At 59.1% G+C, this 16636-nt stretch carries 13 protein-coding genes; 6 read left to right on the top strand and 7 right to left on the bottom strand.

Annotated elements, in window-relative coordinates; genetic code table 11:
• Positions 1-4: 4 nt before the first annotated feature.
• Positions 5-1150 carry a hypothetical protein gene (locus tag GH722_12840; GenBank protein ID MRG72648.1) on the top strand — a complete coding sequence of 382 codons (1146 nt, stop codon included), beginning with the start codon at positions 5-7 and terminating at the stop codon, positions 1148-1150.
• A 2-nt stretch (positions 1151-1152) separates the two neighbouring features.
• Here GH722_12840 and GH722_12835 read toward each other — a convergent pair whose 3' ends face one another.
• Genes GH722_12835 through GH722_12810 form a run of 6 tightly spaced genes read right to left on the bottom strand, consistent with a single transcriptional unit; the run spans position 1153 to position 9682 of the window.
• Complete coding sequence (locus tag GH722_12835; GenBank protein ID MRG72647.1) at positions 1153-3423, bottom strand: tetratricopeptide repeat protein; 2271 nt, start codon at positions 3421-3423, stop codon at positions 1153-1155.
• Entirely contained in the window at positions 3420-4241 is an 822-nt protein-coding gene (locus tag GH722_12830) for an FkbM family methyltransferase (protein MRG72646.1), read from the bottom strand. Before GH722_12830 ends, GH722_12835 begins: the two co-directional genes overlap by 4 nt.
• On the bottom strand, positions 4238-5185 hold the full coding sequence (locus GH722_12825; protein ID MRG72645.1) for an NAD-dependent epimerase/dehydratase family protein: 948 nt from the start codon (positions 5183-5185) through the stop codon (positions 4238-4240). Before GH722_12825 ends, GH722_12830 begins: the two co-directional genes overlap by 4 nt.
• Entirely contained in the window at positions 5175-6251 is a 1077-nt protein-coding gene (gene gmd / locus GH722_12820) for a GDP-mannose 4,6-dehydratase (GenBank protein ID MRG72644.1), read from the bottom strand. Before gmd ends, GH722_12825 begins: the two co-directional genes overlap by 11 nt.
• A 60-nt stretch (positions 6252-6311) precedes the next feature.
• Positions 6312-8183: a tetratricopeptide repeat protein gene (locus GH722_12815; GenBank protein MRG72643.1), complete on the bottom strand. Its 1872-nt coding sequence runs from the start codon at positions 8181-8183 to the stop codon at positions 6312-6314.
• Positions 8180-9682: a tetratricopeptide repeat protein gene (locus GH722_12810; GenBank protein ID MRG72642.1), complete on the bottom strand. Its 1503-nt coding sequence runs from the start codon at positions 9680-9682 to the stop codon at positions 8180-8182. The genes GH722_12815 and GH722_12810 overlap by 4 nt, the downstream gene beginning before the upstream one ends.
• A gap of 168 nt (positions 9683-9850) precedes the next feature.
• Between GH722_12810 and GH722_12805 the strand changes: the two genes are divergently transcribed.
• Genes GH722_12805 through flgE form a run of 3 tightly spaced genes read left to right on the top strand, consistent with a single transcriptional unit; the run spans position 9851 to position 13461 of the window.
• Complete coding sequence (locus GH722_12805) at positions 9851-11428, top strand: hypothetical protein (GenBank protein MRG72641.1); 1578 nt, start codon at positions 9851-9853, stop codon at positions 11426-11428.
• 20 nt (positions 11429-11448) lie between these two features.
• The gene (locus GH722_12800) at positions 11449-12132 is read left to right on the top strand and encodes a flagellar hook capping protein (protein MRG72640.1); all 684 of its coding nucleotides are present in this window, start codon (positions 11449-11451) and stop codon (positions 12130-12132) included.
• 30 nt (positions 12133-12162) lie between these two features.
• Positions 12163-13461 carry a flagellar hook protein FlgE gene (gene flgE, locus GH722_12795; GenBank protein ID MRG72639.1) on the top strand — a complete coding sequence of 433 codons (1299 nt, stop codon included), beginning with the start codon at positions 12163-12165 and terminating at the stop codon, positions 13459-13461.
• A 112-nt stretch (positions 13462-13573) separates the two neighbouring features.
• Here the strand turns inward: flgE and benE are convergent, their stop codons facing one another.
• Positions 13574-14740, bottom strand: a complete 1167-nt coding sequence (benE, locus tag GH722_12790) for a benzoate/H(+) symporter BenE family transporter (GenBank protein MRG72638.1) — start codon at positions 14738-14740, stop codon at positions 13574-13576.
• A 239-nt stretch (positions 14741-14979) separates the two neighbouring features.
• Between benE and GH722_12785 the strand changes: the two genes are divergently transcribed.
• A complete protein-coding gene (locus GH722_12785; protein MRG72637.1) occupies positions 14980-15273 on the top strand; it encodes a GIY-YIG nuclease family protein in 294 nt (97 codons plus the stop codon).
• A gap of 195 nt (positions 15274-15468) precedes the next feature.
• Complete coding sequence (locus GH722_12780) at positions 15469-16632, top strand: SpoIIE family protein phosphatase (protein MRG72636.1); 1164 nt, start codon at positions 15469-15471, stop codon at positions 16630-16632.
• The last annotated feature ends 4 nt before the right edge of the window (positions 16633-16636 follow it).

The following is a 16636-nucleotide window of genomic DNA, read 5'->3' as shown; positions in this document are numbered from 1 at the left end:
CTGCATGAAGATTCGTAAAATCGGAAAACTGGCTGCAATCAACATTGCGGTTCTTCTGGTCGGCGTGGTGATCCTCGAACTGGTATTTGGTGCCTGGTTCAAGGCACCCGGTCTTTACATGATCAGCATGTACCGTGAGGTCGACTGGACCATCCAGACTGACGACAAATATCCCCGGTCTTCACCTGTCACCTATCGCCGGGATTATTATGGCCTGCGAGGCGACTTCGGCGCTCCCGGTGATGTCAGTATCGTCACCCTTGGCGGAAGCACGACAGATCAGCGGTTCGTCTCCGAAGGGGAAACATGGTCTGATGTCCTTGGCACCTGCCTGCGTGATAAGGGCTATGAGGCCCGTGTCGCCAATGCAGGCGTGACCGGACAAACCACTGCCGGGCATATCAACAATTTCCCGCTCTGGCTGGATCATGTCCCCGGTCTGAAACCTGCCTATGTTGTTGCCGCCATAGGCATCAACGACGTCGTGTTCGACAGCAAGGCAGGACAGCGTGCAGTTGATGACATCACCCTCTGGACCGAGTCTGCCCGCCCCCATGACCGGCTGAAATCAATCCGCCGTTCCATCAAGATGAATTCCGCACTTCACCGGATGTACCGGATTATCCGGGACAATATCGAAGCTTCACGTGCCGGTATCAACGATGCCGCCTCACGCCCTGATCATATCGCCGGGGATGTCGCGGTTGCCGGTGTTGACCTGATCAGGCAGGAACTGGCGGCCAAAGCAGAAGAAAGCGTCACCATCGGCGACGCGGAGTATCAGCGGGGCGATGCCGAATTTGCGGCTATCTATGCCGGTGTCATCGGTGATTACAAAGAGCGCGTTGCCCTGCTGGCAAAAACCATCAGTGACCGGGGTTCCGTACCGGTTCTGGTGACCCAGGGCAAAGGCACCTATATCGTCCGGGATGGCCGGATAACCGGCGACCTTGGCGATTATTTCCAGCTTCACCAGTTCAACAAGGCAATGCTTGAGGTCTGCGAGAAAGAAGGGCTGTTCTGCATCGATGCCGAACAGAACCTGCCGACGGCACCCGGCGATTACTACGATATCGTCCATACGACACCGCAGGGTTCAAGGAAGCTCGGGCTTTACCTGTGCGAAGCAATGCAGCCGGTACTGCCGTAAACTCAGCGGGAACGGCCTTCCGCCTCCAGAATATCCGCCATTTCCTGTACCGGACCCCGTTGGTTATACAGCCGGTCGCCCGCCGCAATAATGTCTGAACGGATATCTTCCCGCAGTGACTTTACCGAGGCTGTCTCCACCGCCAGACGGACATAATCTTCCGGACTGTCGGCAATACAGGCATCAATCCCCATCTGACGATACATGGCATAGGTCACGCGGCTCCGCATGAACTTGCCAGCCATGGTGATAATCGGTGTCCCCGTCGCAAAGCCTTCAAAGCTGGTATTGCCACCACTGAAATGGATCGGGTCGAGCATGACGTCAGCGGCTGAAATCAACCGGATGAAATCTTCCCCTGACAGGAAGGGCATAAACCGCGTTCTTGCAGCCAGCAGGTCCGATGTTGCCGCAAACCGGGCCTGAAGACTTTCGGTCCAGTGCTTGTGAGCCCCTTCGATAAAGACAATTTCAGCCAGCGGGTCGCTTTCGGCAATCGATGCCAGCACCTGATCGAAGGCCGGATGAATTTTGAACAGGCTTTGCGGACAGAGGTAAATATGGCTGTCCGCTGAAAACCCGAACCGGGAGCGGTCGCCAAGACCGTCGGGCAGAACCGGCCGTTCATAACAGGTCGGCAGGCCATCAAGGCCGATCAGCCGCTCGCGATATTGCGCCTCCGACCCCGGCGTCTCCAGATGCTTTCCGGAGAAGAACAGGTCCATCGCCGCGATGCCGGAGGTCTCCGGATGCCCCCATGTCATCGCCTGAACCGGCGCCAGACGGGAGAATCCCAGAAAATATGTGGTCGGCTCCATACCGATATCCGGATAAAACAGGATATCCGGCTGCTCTGCGGCAATCCGTTCACGCGCCAGCCGCAAATCCCCCGGCAGCTTTATATAGTGATCGCCTGAGGCCGCCATGCGCGACGACCAGTCATCCGCCCCCGGCCACAGATTGAAGACGAACCGTTCAAACCGGTCTGCTGGCAGGTTACCGACAACCCCATGCATCAACTTGGCGATGGTATGTGTACGGAAATGAGAGGAGACAAAACCAATCCTGATCCGTCGTCCCGGTTTCTGACCAGCCGCCACATGCGGCGCAATATAGTTCAGGTCCGGACAGGCAGAGGTAAGCAGGTCTGCCGCCTGTCCCATCAGGGCACAATCATTCTGGTCATGGTACGCCAGAAAAAACATGGTATGGCCGATCTGGCGCAACGGATTGTCGATCGACAGCCCCTTCTCCGCCATCTCCCGCAGGTTTCCGGCAAGCCCGCTGCGCACCTGTTCGATCTCCGCCTGACTGCCGGGAATCACCGGCAGCATGGTCTGACGTTTGAACAGCAGGCCATCATCACCCGTCAGACCATAGCCTTCATCGAAGGTCGCGGCGGCAGCTTCCGTCCGCCCTTCCTCGGCCAGTGCGTTGCCCAGATTATGATAGGCATCACGCAACCCCGGATCACGCGCCAGCGCCTCTCGATAACTGGCCACCGCAGCATCCGTATCGCCCGCCTGTTTCAGCGCATTGGCAAGATTGTTCTGTGTTTTTGCATCCTCCGGTGCGAGATCAGCCGCCAGACGAAGATGACTGACCGCCTCATCAGACGAGCCCAGTGCAGACAGCGCGGACCCCAGATTATCATGCGCCGCTGCAAGGCGGGGATTATGCTGGATGGCTTGCCGGTAACAGTCGGAAGCGCCCCGAATATCCCCCAGATCCTTCAGCACATTACCGAGATTATTATAGGCTGCGGCATAAGCCGGCGCACAGGCTATCGCCTGTTCAAATGCCGACTTCGCCTCATCAAGTCGCCCCTGTCGTTTCAGGAACGTACCCATATTGAAATGATGCAGGGCGACATCCGGCTGTAACCGGCGGGCTTCCTGAAAGCAGGTCTCTGCCAGCCTGTGATCCCCGCTCCGGTCAGCCGCAGCGCCCTTGTTGCCCAGCACTGCCGGGTTCGGCCCCAGCGCAGCCAGCGCCGCATCATAGGCAACCAGTGCGCCAGCAAAATCACCGGAAAGCCGCAAGGCCTCACCCAGATTGTTCTGAAATTCACCATTCGACGGACGAAGCTGCACGGCCTTGCGAAGTAACGTCACCGCATCCTCTGCCCGCCCTGTCGTGTTCAGCAGAACACCCAGCAGGTTCAGGGCAAAGGGCTGCCCCGGCTCCGCCGCCAGAACCTCGCGATATCCGGCCTCCGCCTCTGCCAGCCGTCCGGCCTGATGATGCCCGACCGCCTTGCCGAGATCACTCACGCCGACAATTCTCCGATCGCCTCATCCGTGCTGAACAGCAGATTGAAAATTTCGTCGGATTGCACGTACTGGCCTTCTTCAAGTGCCACGAACCAGGGCGCCTTGCTGTTGATGTAATAACAGCGATACCCGTAACTTTTCATCAGGGCCCGCAGTTCTTCCTCGCTGCCCCCCATCTGTTTCAGGCCAAACCGATTTGCCTCACAAACGATGAAGTCGGGATGCCGCGCCAGCAGTTCGGGTGCACCGCGCAGGATATCCAGTTCCGCACCTTCAGTATCGATCTTGATCGCCCGTGGCGTCATCCCCTTTGCCAGCACATCAAGGGTTGTCACCTCGACCTCCAGCTTCTGATCATCAACACGGGACTGCTTGTTCCAGGGATGCCGTCCGACCTCCCACAGCGCATGCCCCCCATCATTGTCGGAGTTCAGAAAGAACGTCGCCAGCCCCGGTTTCGCGCCGGCGGCTGCCTGGTGGCGAATAACATGGGTAAATCCGTTCTCCAGCAAATTTCCAGACAACAGTTCTGCATTTTCCGGATTGGCCTCAACAGCAATTACACGGCCTTCCGGCCCGACTGCCACCGCGCCCAGAAGACTGAAATAACCGACATGTGCGCCGATATCCATGAACAGATCGCCGGGGCGCAACGCCGTCAACAGCAGCCGAGAGGTATCAACCTCGTAACTCTCACCCCGTTCCAGTGTCTCCCGCATGAGGCGCTGGCTGAAATGGTCTCTGGTCAGTCTGATACGACAGGTCTGTGCCGCCGAATGTTTCGGCTGAATGGGGAAATCGACCCAGTCATCACTCATGCTGCCGCCTGCTGGCTGAGAAACCAGTCATAGGTTCGTGCCACCCCGTCATGGATGGAAGTTGATGCCTGCCATCCCAGTTTGCTGACCCGGGAGACATCCAGCAGCTTGCGGGGCGTTCCGTCCGGCTTCGTTACATCAAAGTCGAAACTGCCTTGAAAGCCCACGACATCAGCGACGGTCTGAGCATATTCGGCAATTGTGACATCATCACCAACACCGACATTCAGACAGACACCGTCCGAATAATGCCGTGACAGATAAACCAGCGCATCCGCTGCATCATCGACATACAACAACTCCCGGCGCGGTTTTCCGGTTCCCCAGATCGTCACAGACGGCGCACCTGCCAGCTTTGCATCATGACATTTCCGGATCAGGGCCGCCGCCATATGGCTGCTCGTCAGATCAAAGTTGTCACCGGGACCATACAGATTGGATGGCATCGCCGAGATAAAGTCACAGCCATGCTGTTTGCGATAGGCCTGACAGAGTTTGACGCCGGCGATCTTGGCAATCGCATACCATTCGTTCGTCGGCTCCAGCGGTCCGGTCAGCAGGGCCTCTTCAGAGATCGGCTGATCCGCATGCTTCGGGTAAATGCAGGACGAAGCCAGAAACACCAGCTTACGTACCCCGATGCGATAGGCACTGTTGATGATATTCGTCTCGATGGCGAGGTTATCATAGAGGAAATCAGCCGGCTGCGTGTCGTTCGCCATAATGCCGCCAACACGGGCTGCTGCCACAAAGACAACATCCGGCCGGGTCTCAGCCATCCAGCTCTCGACATCTGCCTGTCGCCGCAAATCAAGCTCACCGCGGGAAAGACCAATCGTTTCGCACTCTTCATCTGCCAGCCGGCGCATCAGGGCAGAGCCTACCATACCGCGGTCGCCGGCCACCCATATGCGGGCGCCCCGCAGCGGATCGTCAGATATCATTGCGGTCAACACCTTCGGTCAGGCCTCGCCGGATCTGCGCCAGATCGCTCTCCATCATTTCGGACACCAGTTCATCAAAACCCGTAGTTGCCTGCCAGCCCAGTATCTCCCGGGCTTTGGTCGCATCCCCCAGCAGGCTTTCGACTTCTGTCGGGCGATAATAACGCGGATCGATTTCGATCAGCGGAGTACCCGTCTTCTGATCGAACCCGATCTCGTCCACCTTGTCACCACGCCAGCCAATGGTGATCCCGACATGAGCGAAGGCAGCTTCGACAAAATCGCGTACGCTGTACGCCTTGCCGGTCGCCAGGACGTAATCACCCGGTTCATCCTGCTGCAGCATCCGCCACATGCCTTCAACATAGTCGCGGGCATGCCCCCAGTCGCGTGAAGCATCCAGATTTCCCAGATACAGCCTGTCCTGCAGGCCGAGGCTGATCGCGGCAACCGCTCTGGTGATTTTGCGGGTGACAAAGGTTTCACCCCGGATCGGGCTTTCATGGTTGAACAGGATGCCGTTGGAGGCATGAAATCCATAGGCTTCCCGATAGTTCACCGTAATCCAGTAGCCATAGAGCTTGGCCACACCATAGGGTGAGCGCGGATAAAACGGCGTCCGCTCGGTCTGCGGCGTCTCCTGCACCTTGCCGTAAAGCTCCGACGTGGAAGCCTGATAGAAACGCACCGTCTTCCCCATTCCGAGGATACGGATTGCCTCCAGCAGACGCATGGCACCCAGCGCGTCGGCCTGTGCAGTATATTCTGGTGTATCGAAACTCACCTGCACATGGCTTTGTGCCGCAAGGTTGTAAATCTCGGTCGGCTGAATTTCCTGGATCAGGCGGATCAGGTTGGTGGCATCGGTCATGTCACCGTAATGCAGCCGGAACTTCAGGTCGCTTTCATGCGGGTCCTGATACAGATGGTCGATGCGCCCGGTATTGAACGACGATGACCGTCGCTTCACCCCATGCACATCATAGCCCTTGGACAGAAGCAGCTCGGCCAGATAGGCACCGTCCTGTCCGGTGATACCGGTTATCAACGCTATTTTACGACTCATCTGCCCATCGTAACTGTGGTCTGTCTGCAATCAAACTATCCTGTTCGCCTTGCGTTCAGGTTAATGCATTCCCTGCTTTACCCGCCACATCTGATGATATGCCGATTCAAGCGACAGGCTGAATCCCGCGGCATCACAAAGCGGACTGGCCGCGATCTGCGGACGCAGCATCTCACGCCAGTGATCCAGCCTCTCCGGGTTTGAGATCAGATCAGCCGCAACCCGGTCATAACCTGCGACATCATCCGTGATCCAGTGTTCCAGCCGGGTGGTCGTCAGCAGGCTGGCCCCGACACGTCCGGCATGACAGTCACCACGCAGGGTCACAACCGGCACCCCCATCCACAGCGCCTCGCAGGTTGTTGTGGTCCCGGCATAGGGATAGGGATCAAGCGCAACATCAACATCACCATAAAGAGCCAGATGCGCTGCCAGGTCCGGAACATGGCCCACAAGGACAAGACGCGCGGGCGACAATCCGCCTGCCACCGCCAGTTCCCGCATCTGTTCCTGTACTTTCGGGTCAGCCAGTGAGCGTGATTTCAGCAACAGGCGGGCACCGGAGACAGAGGCGGTCAGCCGTGACCAGTGACGAATGACATCCGGCGTCACCTTCGACAGGTTGTTGAACGATCCGAAGGTTGGCGGACGGTCGGGTTGACGGGCAGGCGCAGGTGCATCCTGTGGCGGTCCATAACAATGGAAACCCGCCGGAAGGCGAACCAGCCGTTCCGAATGATGATCATCAACCGGATCAGCAACCGCATCGGTCAGCCGGTAATCCATTTCCGCCAGCCCGGTAGTGCCGGGATAGCCAAGCCATGTCACCTGTACGGGGGCAGCACGCTGACCGAAGACCGCCAGCCGGTTACCGGCTGTATGACCGGCCAGATCAATCAGCACATCAATACCGTCCTCACGAACCACCCGCGCAACCGCCGCATCGTCGAGACCGCGAAGATCGCGCCATCCCGCGGAGGCCTGCTGAAGACGAGCGGTCACCCCGTCCGGTGCGGCAACATCACTGTAGCAGGTCACATCCACCCGTTCCGAATCATGAGCTTTCAGAACAGGTTCCAGAAAAAAGGCGACGGAATGCGACCGCAGGTCCGGCGAGATATAGCCAATCCGCAACGGGCGCCCGAAATCCGTATTGCGGGAGACCTGTACAGACGGAGACTTTGGTGCTTCGCCATCTTGCAGACCTGCACCGAAGCGGTTGCCAAAAATGCGGTGTTCCTGCCAGATCGTCTCCGCCGTCTGTGACGGATCATAATGCAGGCAAAGCAGGAGATTACTGTAGAGTGAGGGATTGCCGGGTTGCAGGGCCACGGATTTACGGAAGGCCGCAATCGCCTCGCCATACCGGGACTGAGCCCGCAGGGAGACCCCCAGATTGGCCCAGGCATCGGCAAGTTCCGGTTTCAGGCTGATGGCCCGGCGATGCAGGGCTTCTGCCTCTGCCATCTCCCCTTCATACTGCAACGCGATACCAAGATTGTTCAGGGCTGCCGGGTAATTTGGTTCAGTTTTCAGTGCCTGCCGGCAATTCTTCACAGCTTCACGGGAGAATCCGAGCCGGATATTGATGACTGCAAGGTTGTTCAATATCCGGGCATCCCCCGGTGCCCGGTCACCGGCAAAGGTCAGCGCCTCCCGAGCGCCCTCAAAATCACCGAGATGTGCGCGGCAGGCACCCAGACGTCGCCAGACATCTGCATCCTCATGACCCAGCGCGATTGCCTGTTCATAGCGTTCGCCCGCCGTTGACCGGCGACCCTGCGCCTGAGCAGCAACGCCCGCCACGAAACAGGCTGCCCCGTTTGACGGTTCCGCCTTCAGTATCGCCAGTGCAGCCGTTTCCGCAGATTCCGGATGACCATCGTTCAGCAGCGTTATTGCGTTTGCCAGTTGGCTGGCCGTCGCAGTCATGAGCGTTTGTCCAGTTCAGCGGCAATCCGCGACAGCACACTGCTCCAGTCACCGGGCAGGGGCTGGCGGAACAGGCGCATTTCCGGATAAAGCGACGTTACTTCGCCATCCAGCCCCCAACGCCAGTCCGGTGAGAAGGGCAGCAGCAGCCAGCAGGGTCTTCCAAGCGCACCAGCCAGATGCGCCACAGCCGTATCCACAGAAATCACCAGATCAAGGCCTGCTATGATACGGGCAAGATCAGTGAAGTCTTCAATATCAGTCCGCCCCTTCATTCCCTCCGGCGACGCGCTGTTATCCGGCGCATTATCACGGTTCAGCGAGACAAAAGCTTCATCCCGTCCTTTCAGAAAGCTGGCCGCCATATCCGCTGGCAGGCTGCGCCGGGCATCATTGCGATGACGGGGATTACCCCGATGACAGAAGCCTGCCCCTCGTGTCAGCGTAACAACAGTCCGGGGTGCCGTAAGATAGGCAGCAGCAATGCCCGGCGGGGCATCCAGCCCCAGCCGGAAGGGCAGGCTCATCGCCGGCACCCAATAATCCCAGTCCTCGCCGGAAACATCGCTGACGACTTTCCCGACGCCGGGCACCGTGGTCAGCAGATCGGCAATGCAGGCATCCGCATACAGGTCAACACTGGCACCCCGGTCCAGCAGATCAAGAGCGTGACGGGCAAACTGGATCACATCGCCATACCCCTGTTCACAGACCACCAGCACAGTTCTGCCGCTGATGTCCTCACCCTGCCATTCCGGACAAGCCGGTGATGCCACATGCCAGCCTGCGCGCTGACGACGCGCTTCATAACCACGCCAGCCCCTGACGAAATCACCGGTCAGCAAATCAAGATGGGACAGATTGACGGCTGCCTCCACATGCGCGGGAGACAGTGTCAGAGCAGACGTCAGCGCCCGCCGGGCTTCCCCTATCCGGTTACCGGACAGGCAGGCAAAGCCGAGATTATTCAGGATGTCCGCATTATCCGGAGCAAGTTCATGCGCTGCCGTGAGGTCTTCAACAGCACCGTCAATATCATCCAGTCGCTCCCGCAGGTTGCCCCGGTTAATCAGGGCATCAACACAGTTCGGGTCCCGCGTCAGCGCCTGATCGTGACAGGCACGGGCTGCATCAATGTCACCCATCCGGCCCCTGGCCAGTCCCAGATTGGTCAGAATTTTCGGATCATCCGGGCGGCCCTGACGGGCAGATTCAAGTGCCTGACAGGCGGCTGCGGGATCACCTGACGCCAACAGCACCACACCACGGCTTCCGAGGAATAACGGCGTGCCCGGAGCCTTTGCGAGCGCCCGGTCAATCGCCCTCAATGCAGCGACCTGATCGCCGGTCTGGTGGTAAACCAGCCCCCGCAGATGCAGCAGGTCCGGGTTATCCGGCGTGCTTCGCAGACAGGCATCATAAATATTTGCCGCAGTTGTCAGATCACCGGCCTGATGTGCGGCCAGACCGGCTCCCGGACTCGGCTGCGCAGTGGTCACCACCCGACTCCGCCCGGCAGATTCTGCCCGCCGGGGGCGGCAAATTCAGGTGCAGATGCAGTTTTTTCCCGGTTGGTAATCATCAAAACTCCAGCATTTCCGGCATCCTCATGACTTGGCCCGGCGATTGCAGAGGACTTACCGGATCAATATGCGAGGACTTGCGCAATGACGATAACGTCGCTGGAAACCGCCAACAACCCGACGGCGCTTGCCGCAGGGGCTGCGAAGAGCAGTTCTGCGTCAAAATCCGCCGCGTTTGGCTTCGATTTTGCTGACATGCTCAGCCGGGTGCGCGTCGATTCTGACGCCAAACTCTCGATACTGAGCACGGAACGCAGTGCCCAGCCACTGGCTGAGCCGGAACAGCGCCGCGATGACGCGGCGAACACATCCGCAGAAAGCGACAAGGCGCAGAACGCGTCCGATGACACCTCAAGAAGTGATGAAAAACAGGCTGCATCTGATAATGGTGCCGGCCAGCAACAGCAGAATGCAGGACAACAGCAGCAGGGCGCTTCAGCCTCTCCGCTGTTTGCCATCATCGCCGCCCAGCAGGCCCAGAACGGGCCGGTCTCGGAGACAACGGCGTCAACGACAGCCCAGACAACGGCTGCACCAGTCATGCAGGACGCCGCGGCAAAAGTAGCCCAGCCGGCACAGATCTCCGGTAATGCCCAGGCGACACCGGAAGCCGCTGTTCAGGCAGCCGCTGCACAGACCAAAGGCAAGGCCGAACCGAAAGTTGCGGCCAATGCGAACACACCCGACACCACAGCCAAGACCGGACAGGTAACCCAGCAGCAGGCGCAGGATATCGCCCAGCGGCTGCAGCCCGGCGAAAAGGTTCAGGTGAATGTCCGGACGGAAGGTCCGGTCGAGGGTGGCATGCGGACACCGCTGATTGCCGATAATCCCGCTGATGCGAAGCTGATGCCGACCGATATGCGCGGCATGGCCGGTCAGGTAAAACCTGATCTTCAGCCCGGCCAGAACGGCCAGAATGCCCAGACAGGACAGAATGGCCAGAACGGCCTTGGTGGCCAGAATGCAGGACAGCCCCTGCCCCAGCCCGCTGCACAGGCAACCGCTGCACAGACCGGACGGTTTGATACAGCGCTGATGAATCAGGCTGCCCGGTTCGATGCGGCGCAGCCTGCCGCAGCAAGCAACTCAACCACACAAACCACTGCCAATCCGCTGGGCAAGGTGGATGGTATGCCGGCCCCGTCCGGTGCGCCAACCGGTCTGCACAACATTAACCAGACCGCCAACACGGCAGCAGCACAGACAGCTAATGCCAAACGTGCAACGCCACAGGCTCAACAGGCCATGCAGCAGGTCACGGTCAACGTCTCCAAAGCCCTGTCACAGGGGCTAGACCGGATCGAGATGCAACTGAAGCCGGCCCATCTCGGGCGGGTCGACGTGCAGCTTGAAGTCGGGCATGACGGCCGGGTGAACGCAACGGTTCAGGTTGATAAACCGGAAACACTGGAACTGATGAAACAGGATGCCAAGGCGCTCGAACAGGCGCTGAAAGATGCCGGGCTGAAAGCCGACGGCGGTAGCCTGCAGTTCAGTCTGCGTGGCGAAGGCGGCAATGACGGCAGCGCCGGGGGTCAGAAGACCGCCGGTAATCAGTCGGGACCAGCCGGAGACGGTGATGGCGTCGACAAGAATGAAGCCGGCCACCCCGAACATCAGGACATCGTGTCTGATGACCAGATCAATGTGGTCGTCTGACCCGGAAAGGATGACATCCCATGGTTGACGCAGTTGACGTCAATGCACTGACAGGTGCGAGCACCAAGGCTCAGACCAGCAAACTGAAGCTGACTGACGATTTCGATACCTTCCTGACCCTGCTGACCACCCAGTTGCAGAATCAGGATCCGCTGGAACCGCTGGATACCAACCAGTTCACCCAGCAGCTGGTGGAATTTGCCAGTGTCGAGCAGCTCATCGACCAGAGCGCAAGCCTGGAAGACCTGATCGCGCTGCAGGAAGAAACCACGCAGATCGGTGCCGCCGGTTACATCGGCAACACCATCGAGTATGACGGATCAGCAGCACCCTTTGTGGATGGCGAGGCCAACTGGGCCTATGTCCTGCCGTCGGATGCCACATCCGTTGAACTGAAGGTTCTCGACAGCTCCGGCACGGCGGTCTTCACGACCGACGGTGCGACATCAGCCGGGGTTCACACCTTTAACTGGGATGGCAGCGAGAATTTCGGATCCGGTGCAGCACCCGGAAACTATCAGCTTTCCGTGGTCGCAAAGAACTCGGAAGGCAAGGATCTCACTGCCGAAATCCGGTCCATCGGGAAGGTAACAGGCCTCGACCTGTCCTCCGGCGAGCCACTGCTTTCGGTCAATGGCATTCTCGTTTCCACCTCGACCCTACTGGGTGTCGAGGCCCCGAAAACAACCATAAGCGACTCCTGACAAGAGCCTTACAACACTAGGAGCTGAATCATGAGTATTTCAGGCGCATTAACCTCAGGAGTCTCCGGCCTCCAGGTCAATTCGAGTGCGCTCGGCGCGATTGCCGACAACATCTCGAACTCCAACACCATCGGTTACAAACGGACCGAAAGCCGTTTCTCTACACTGGTCACTCAGCAGATATCCGGAACCCAGTATTCTCCGGGTGGCGTACAGGACAATGTGCAGAGTGAAATCTCGACGCAGGGTCTGTTGTCTTCGTCAACGTCATCGCTTGATGCCGGTATTTCCGGTCAGGGCTTTTTCGTCACGACACAGACGGCGAACGCCGCAACCTCTGACACACATTTCTACACCCGGGCCGGTAACTGGAAGGCTGATGACGATGGCTTCCTGAAAAACACCTCGGGATTTTATCTCCGGGCATGGCCAACGGACTCTGCTGGCAACGTGGTCAACAGTTCCGGGACGATCGTCAGCACACCGTCGGAAAGTACCTTCAGTGAACTGACATCCGTTAACATCAACTCACTTCAGGGAACGGCAACCCCGACATCCAACCTGGGTCTTTCGGTGAACCTGCCGGCAAGTGCCGCAACAGGTGCCGCGAACTCGGTCAACACGTCGGTTGTGGTCTATGACTCACTTGGCGATACGCACCAGCTGACCTTCAACTGGGAAAAGACGGCTGCCCTGACATGGGATGTCACTGTCACCATCGATGACGGTGGTGCAACGGTTGGTGCGGCCTATAACGGCACGCCGATGACGGTTGTGTTCAACACGGACGGTACACCCGCCACCTATGAAGGTGCCGCAACACCGCCCGCGCTGGCAATCACCGGTCTGACCAATGCTGCCGATGACTTCAACATCACCCTTGATCTGGGAACGGCAAACTCAGCGGATGGCATCACCCAGGTAGCTTCGCCTTACATTACCAACTCGGTGGAACAGGATGGCCGGTCTTTCGGTTCGCTCAGCGGACTGTCTTTCGATCAGTCCGGCTTCCTGAATGCCACCTTCGACAACGGTACCAGCCGGCCAATCTTCAAGGTTCCGCTGGCGACCTTCGTCAATCCGGATGGTATGGAAAGCCGGTCGGGGAACGTCTTCATCGAAACTGCTGAATCCGGCACCTTCCTGCTGCGTGCTGCGCAGACAGGTGGCTCCGGCTCGGTTGAAGGCGGTACACTCGAACAGTCGACGGTTGATATTGCCGAGGAATTCACCCGCATGATCGTGGTCCAGCGGGCGTTCTCTGCCAATACGAAGACCATTCAGACCGCTGATGAAATGCTGGAAGAACTCGTCCGCCTCAAACGCTGATGATCTTCTGAACTGATTTACTTGCGACCCACTTCAGGCCCGCCGGCACTTCCGGCGGGCCTTTTCTTTTGTTTCTCTCCCGTCAGGTGACCTCACAGCCCGCAGCAAAGAATCAGCTTTTCCGGCCGATCTTTCCCAGCGCCATCATCGCGCCGCCAGCCAGCAATCCCCAGAACGCACCACTGACGCCGAAGAAGGCAACACCCGACGCCGTGGTCAGAAAAGTAATCAGCGCCGCTTCCCGGTGCGTACTGTCACTGACTGCCCCCATCAGGGACGCACCGAGTGCACCAAGCAGGGCCAGACCGGCCACCGCCTCAATCAGAATAGGCGGCGAGGCACTGATGAAGGCTGTTGCCGCCCCCGCACCAAGACCGAACAGCACATAGACCGAGCCCGCCACAACCGCCGCCTGCCAGCGTTTTGCCGGATCCGGATGCGCCTCTTCATTAGCGCAGAGTGCTGCCGTGATCGCCGCAAGGTTCACCGCATGTGATCCGAAAGGCGCACCCAGGATGGAGAACAGGCCGGTCCAGCGGAACAGCGGGTTCGGGTCGGGGTGATAACCATTGGCATTCAGCACCGCCATTCCCGGAATATTCTGCGAGGCCATTGTCACGATGAACAGCGGCAGCGCGATGCCAATCACCCCCGTCAGCGTGAACTGCGGCACCACAACCACCGGATCGGGCCAGAGATTGCCAAGCTCTGCCATCCCCACATCACTGGTCAGCGCAATCCCTGCGATGGTGACAACCACCGCCGCCGGCATTGCCAGCAGCCGGTTGATCCGCCCGACCACCGCCCAGGCAATCACAATCGCCAGCCCGAACAGCGGGAACTGACCCACCGCCTTCACCGGTGCCAGACAGAGCGGCAGCAGGACACCCGCCAGCATCGCATTGGCAAGGGGTGACGGAATCGACGAAACCCAGCGCCCGAGGGTCTTGACCGACCCGGCCAGTACAATCAGCACCCCGCAGACCAGAAACGCCCCGACCGCAACCGCGAATCCCCCTTCCGGAGCCGCCCCCGTCGCCAGCAATGCTGCCCCCGGCGTTGACCAGGCAATGGAAATCGGCAGGCGGTATTTCAGGCTGAGGAAAATGGTGCAAAGCCCCATCGCCAGCGACGCCGCCATCAGCCCGGATGTCACCTCCTGCTGGCTGGCCCCGACCGCCGTCAGCCCGGCCACAACAATGGCAAAGGAAGAAGAAAAACCGACAAACCCGGACAGCAGCCCCGCCGCTGTCGCCTGTGGTGATAACGCCATATCCATCCCCTCCGCCTCTGTTGCCCGGATTGTCGACCGGAACAACAATTTTGCAACGCCCTGATTGCGACAGTGACAATCCGGCAGAAGCGACGGCCTCCGGAAAGGATCCTGAAACGAGTTCAGGATGAGGGAAACAGAAGTTCTGAATTCCTTTTGCTCTCCTCCTCATCCTGAACTCGTTTCAGGATCCCCCGTAATCAAGTGCCACACCAAAACACACCTGACCCCACCATATCCCCCGCATGATACAATCAGCCTGGACATACATCCTGACGAACCGCCGGCACGGGACACTTTATGTCGGCGTCACCCGGGACATCGCCCGTCGCATGACCGAACACCGGACCGGCAACCTCCCCGGCTTTGCCAGCCGCTACAATCTCCACCGGCTTGTGCTTGTCGAACATCACGACCGGCTGACAGACGCCATCACCCGTGAAAAGCAGATAAAGAACTGGCACCGCAGCTGGAAACTCAACCTGATCGAACAGCAAAACCCGACATGGCGAGATCTCTTTCAGGACATTAACGGCTAGGGTTTTCTGTAAGCCCGGGGATCCTGAAACGAGTTCAGGATGAGGGGAGCGACAGGGGAAAAGACATACAAATCCCTGTTTTCCTCATCCTGAACTCGTTTCAGGATCCCCCGGTGACACGCCGCCACTACGCACCATTACGCATCGACGGGTGCAACTGCCCTGTCTAACCTGTTCGTCTGGGGAGGGGAGTCCATGAAGCAGTTACTGTTGATCGACAGCGAAGGCGGCACAGCGGACCTGCTGCGCGAAGCCTGTGCACTATCACCCTGGCTGAGTGCAGATATCCTGACCGCCACAACAGATGCCGAGGCCCTGCCGCTTCTTGAACAGGCCGGTGATCATATCGGGCTGGTCATGGTCTCCATCGATGGCGGAGATATCACCGGGCCGGGGCTGTTCAGATCTGTCGAACGCCGTGACCTGCGTGTCCCCCGCATCGCGCTGACCTGTGGCGATGATATAGAGACCGTCCGGACCGCCCTGCGTGAAGGGGCGGTTGATTTCCTGACCCGCCCCCTGAATGTCGCAGACGCCATCGCCACCATCGACCGTGTGATGAGCGATACCGAACGTCGTCGTCGCAACTGGCGCGAACGCTCCGACTATTCCGCCCTGATGCGCGAGGTCGAGATTGCCGCCAAGATGCAACAACAGATCCTGCCAACCCGCTTCCCCCGAGACGGCACAATTGAAGTGCACGGCGCCATGCGACCGGCAAAAATCATGGGCGGCGACTTCTATGATGTCTTCAAACTGGATGATCACCGCATCGGCTTTGCCATCGGTGATGTCGCCGGGAAAAGTGTGCCCGCCGCCTTTTACATGGCCGTTGCCCGCACCCTGCTCCGCTCTGCCGCCGACGCCCACGCCTCTCCCGCCGCCTGTATGGCGACCGTCGACCGGCTGCTGTCCGACTACGATATCCCCGGTATCTTCGTCACCGCATTTCTCGGCATTCTCGACACCCGCAGCAACCTCATCACCTATGCCAATGCCGGTCATTGCCTGCCCTATATCGGCGACAATGACGGCAATCTGCGGGAACTGGAAGGCGGCCGCAGCACCGTGCTGGGCATCGGCGCGGGTCTCACCTACGATGAGGATGAGGTAACATTACAGCCGGGAGAATTCCTGTTCCTCTATACCGACGGTGTCACGGAAAGCATCAGTGCCGCCGGGCACGACTTCGGTAATGGCAGCCTGGAGGCCTGGCTACGCGCCAACTGCACTGTCCCCGCCGAACAGATCGGCGAAGGGGTGTTGAACGCCATCACGGACTTCGCCCATGGCCGGGAACAGCATGATGACCTGACCTGTCTGGTGGTGAGGCAGCGTATGCAGACCATCCGTTCGTGAGGCC

The sequence above is a fragment of the Alphaproteobacteria bacterium HT1-32 genome, assembly GCA_009649675.1.
GTDB lineage: Bacteria > Pseudomonadota > Alphaproteobacteria > Rhodospirillales > HT1-32 > HT1-32.
This window is presented reverse-complemented; position numbering and strand designations above follow the sequence as displayed.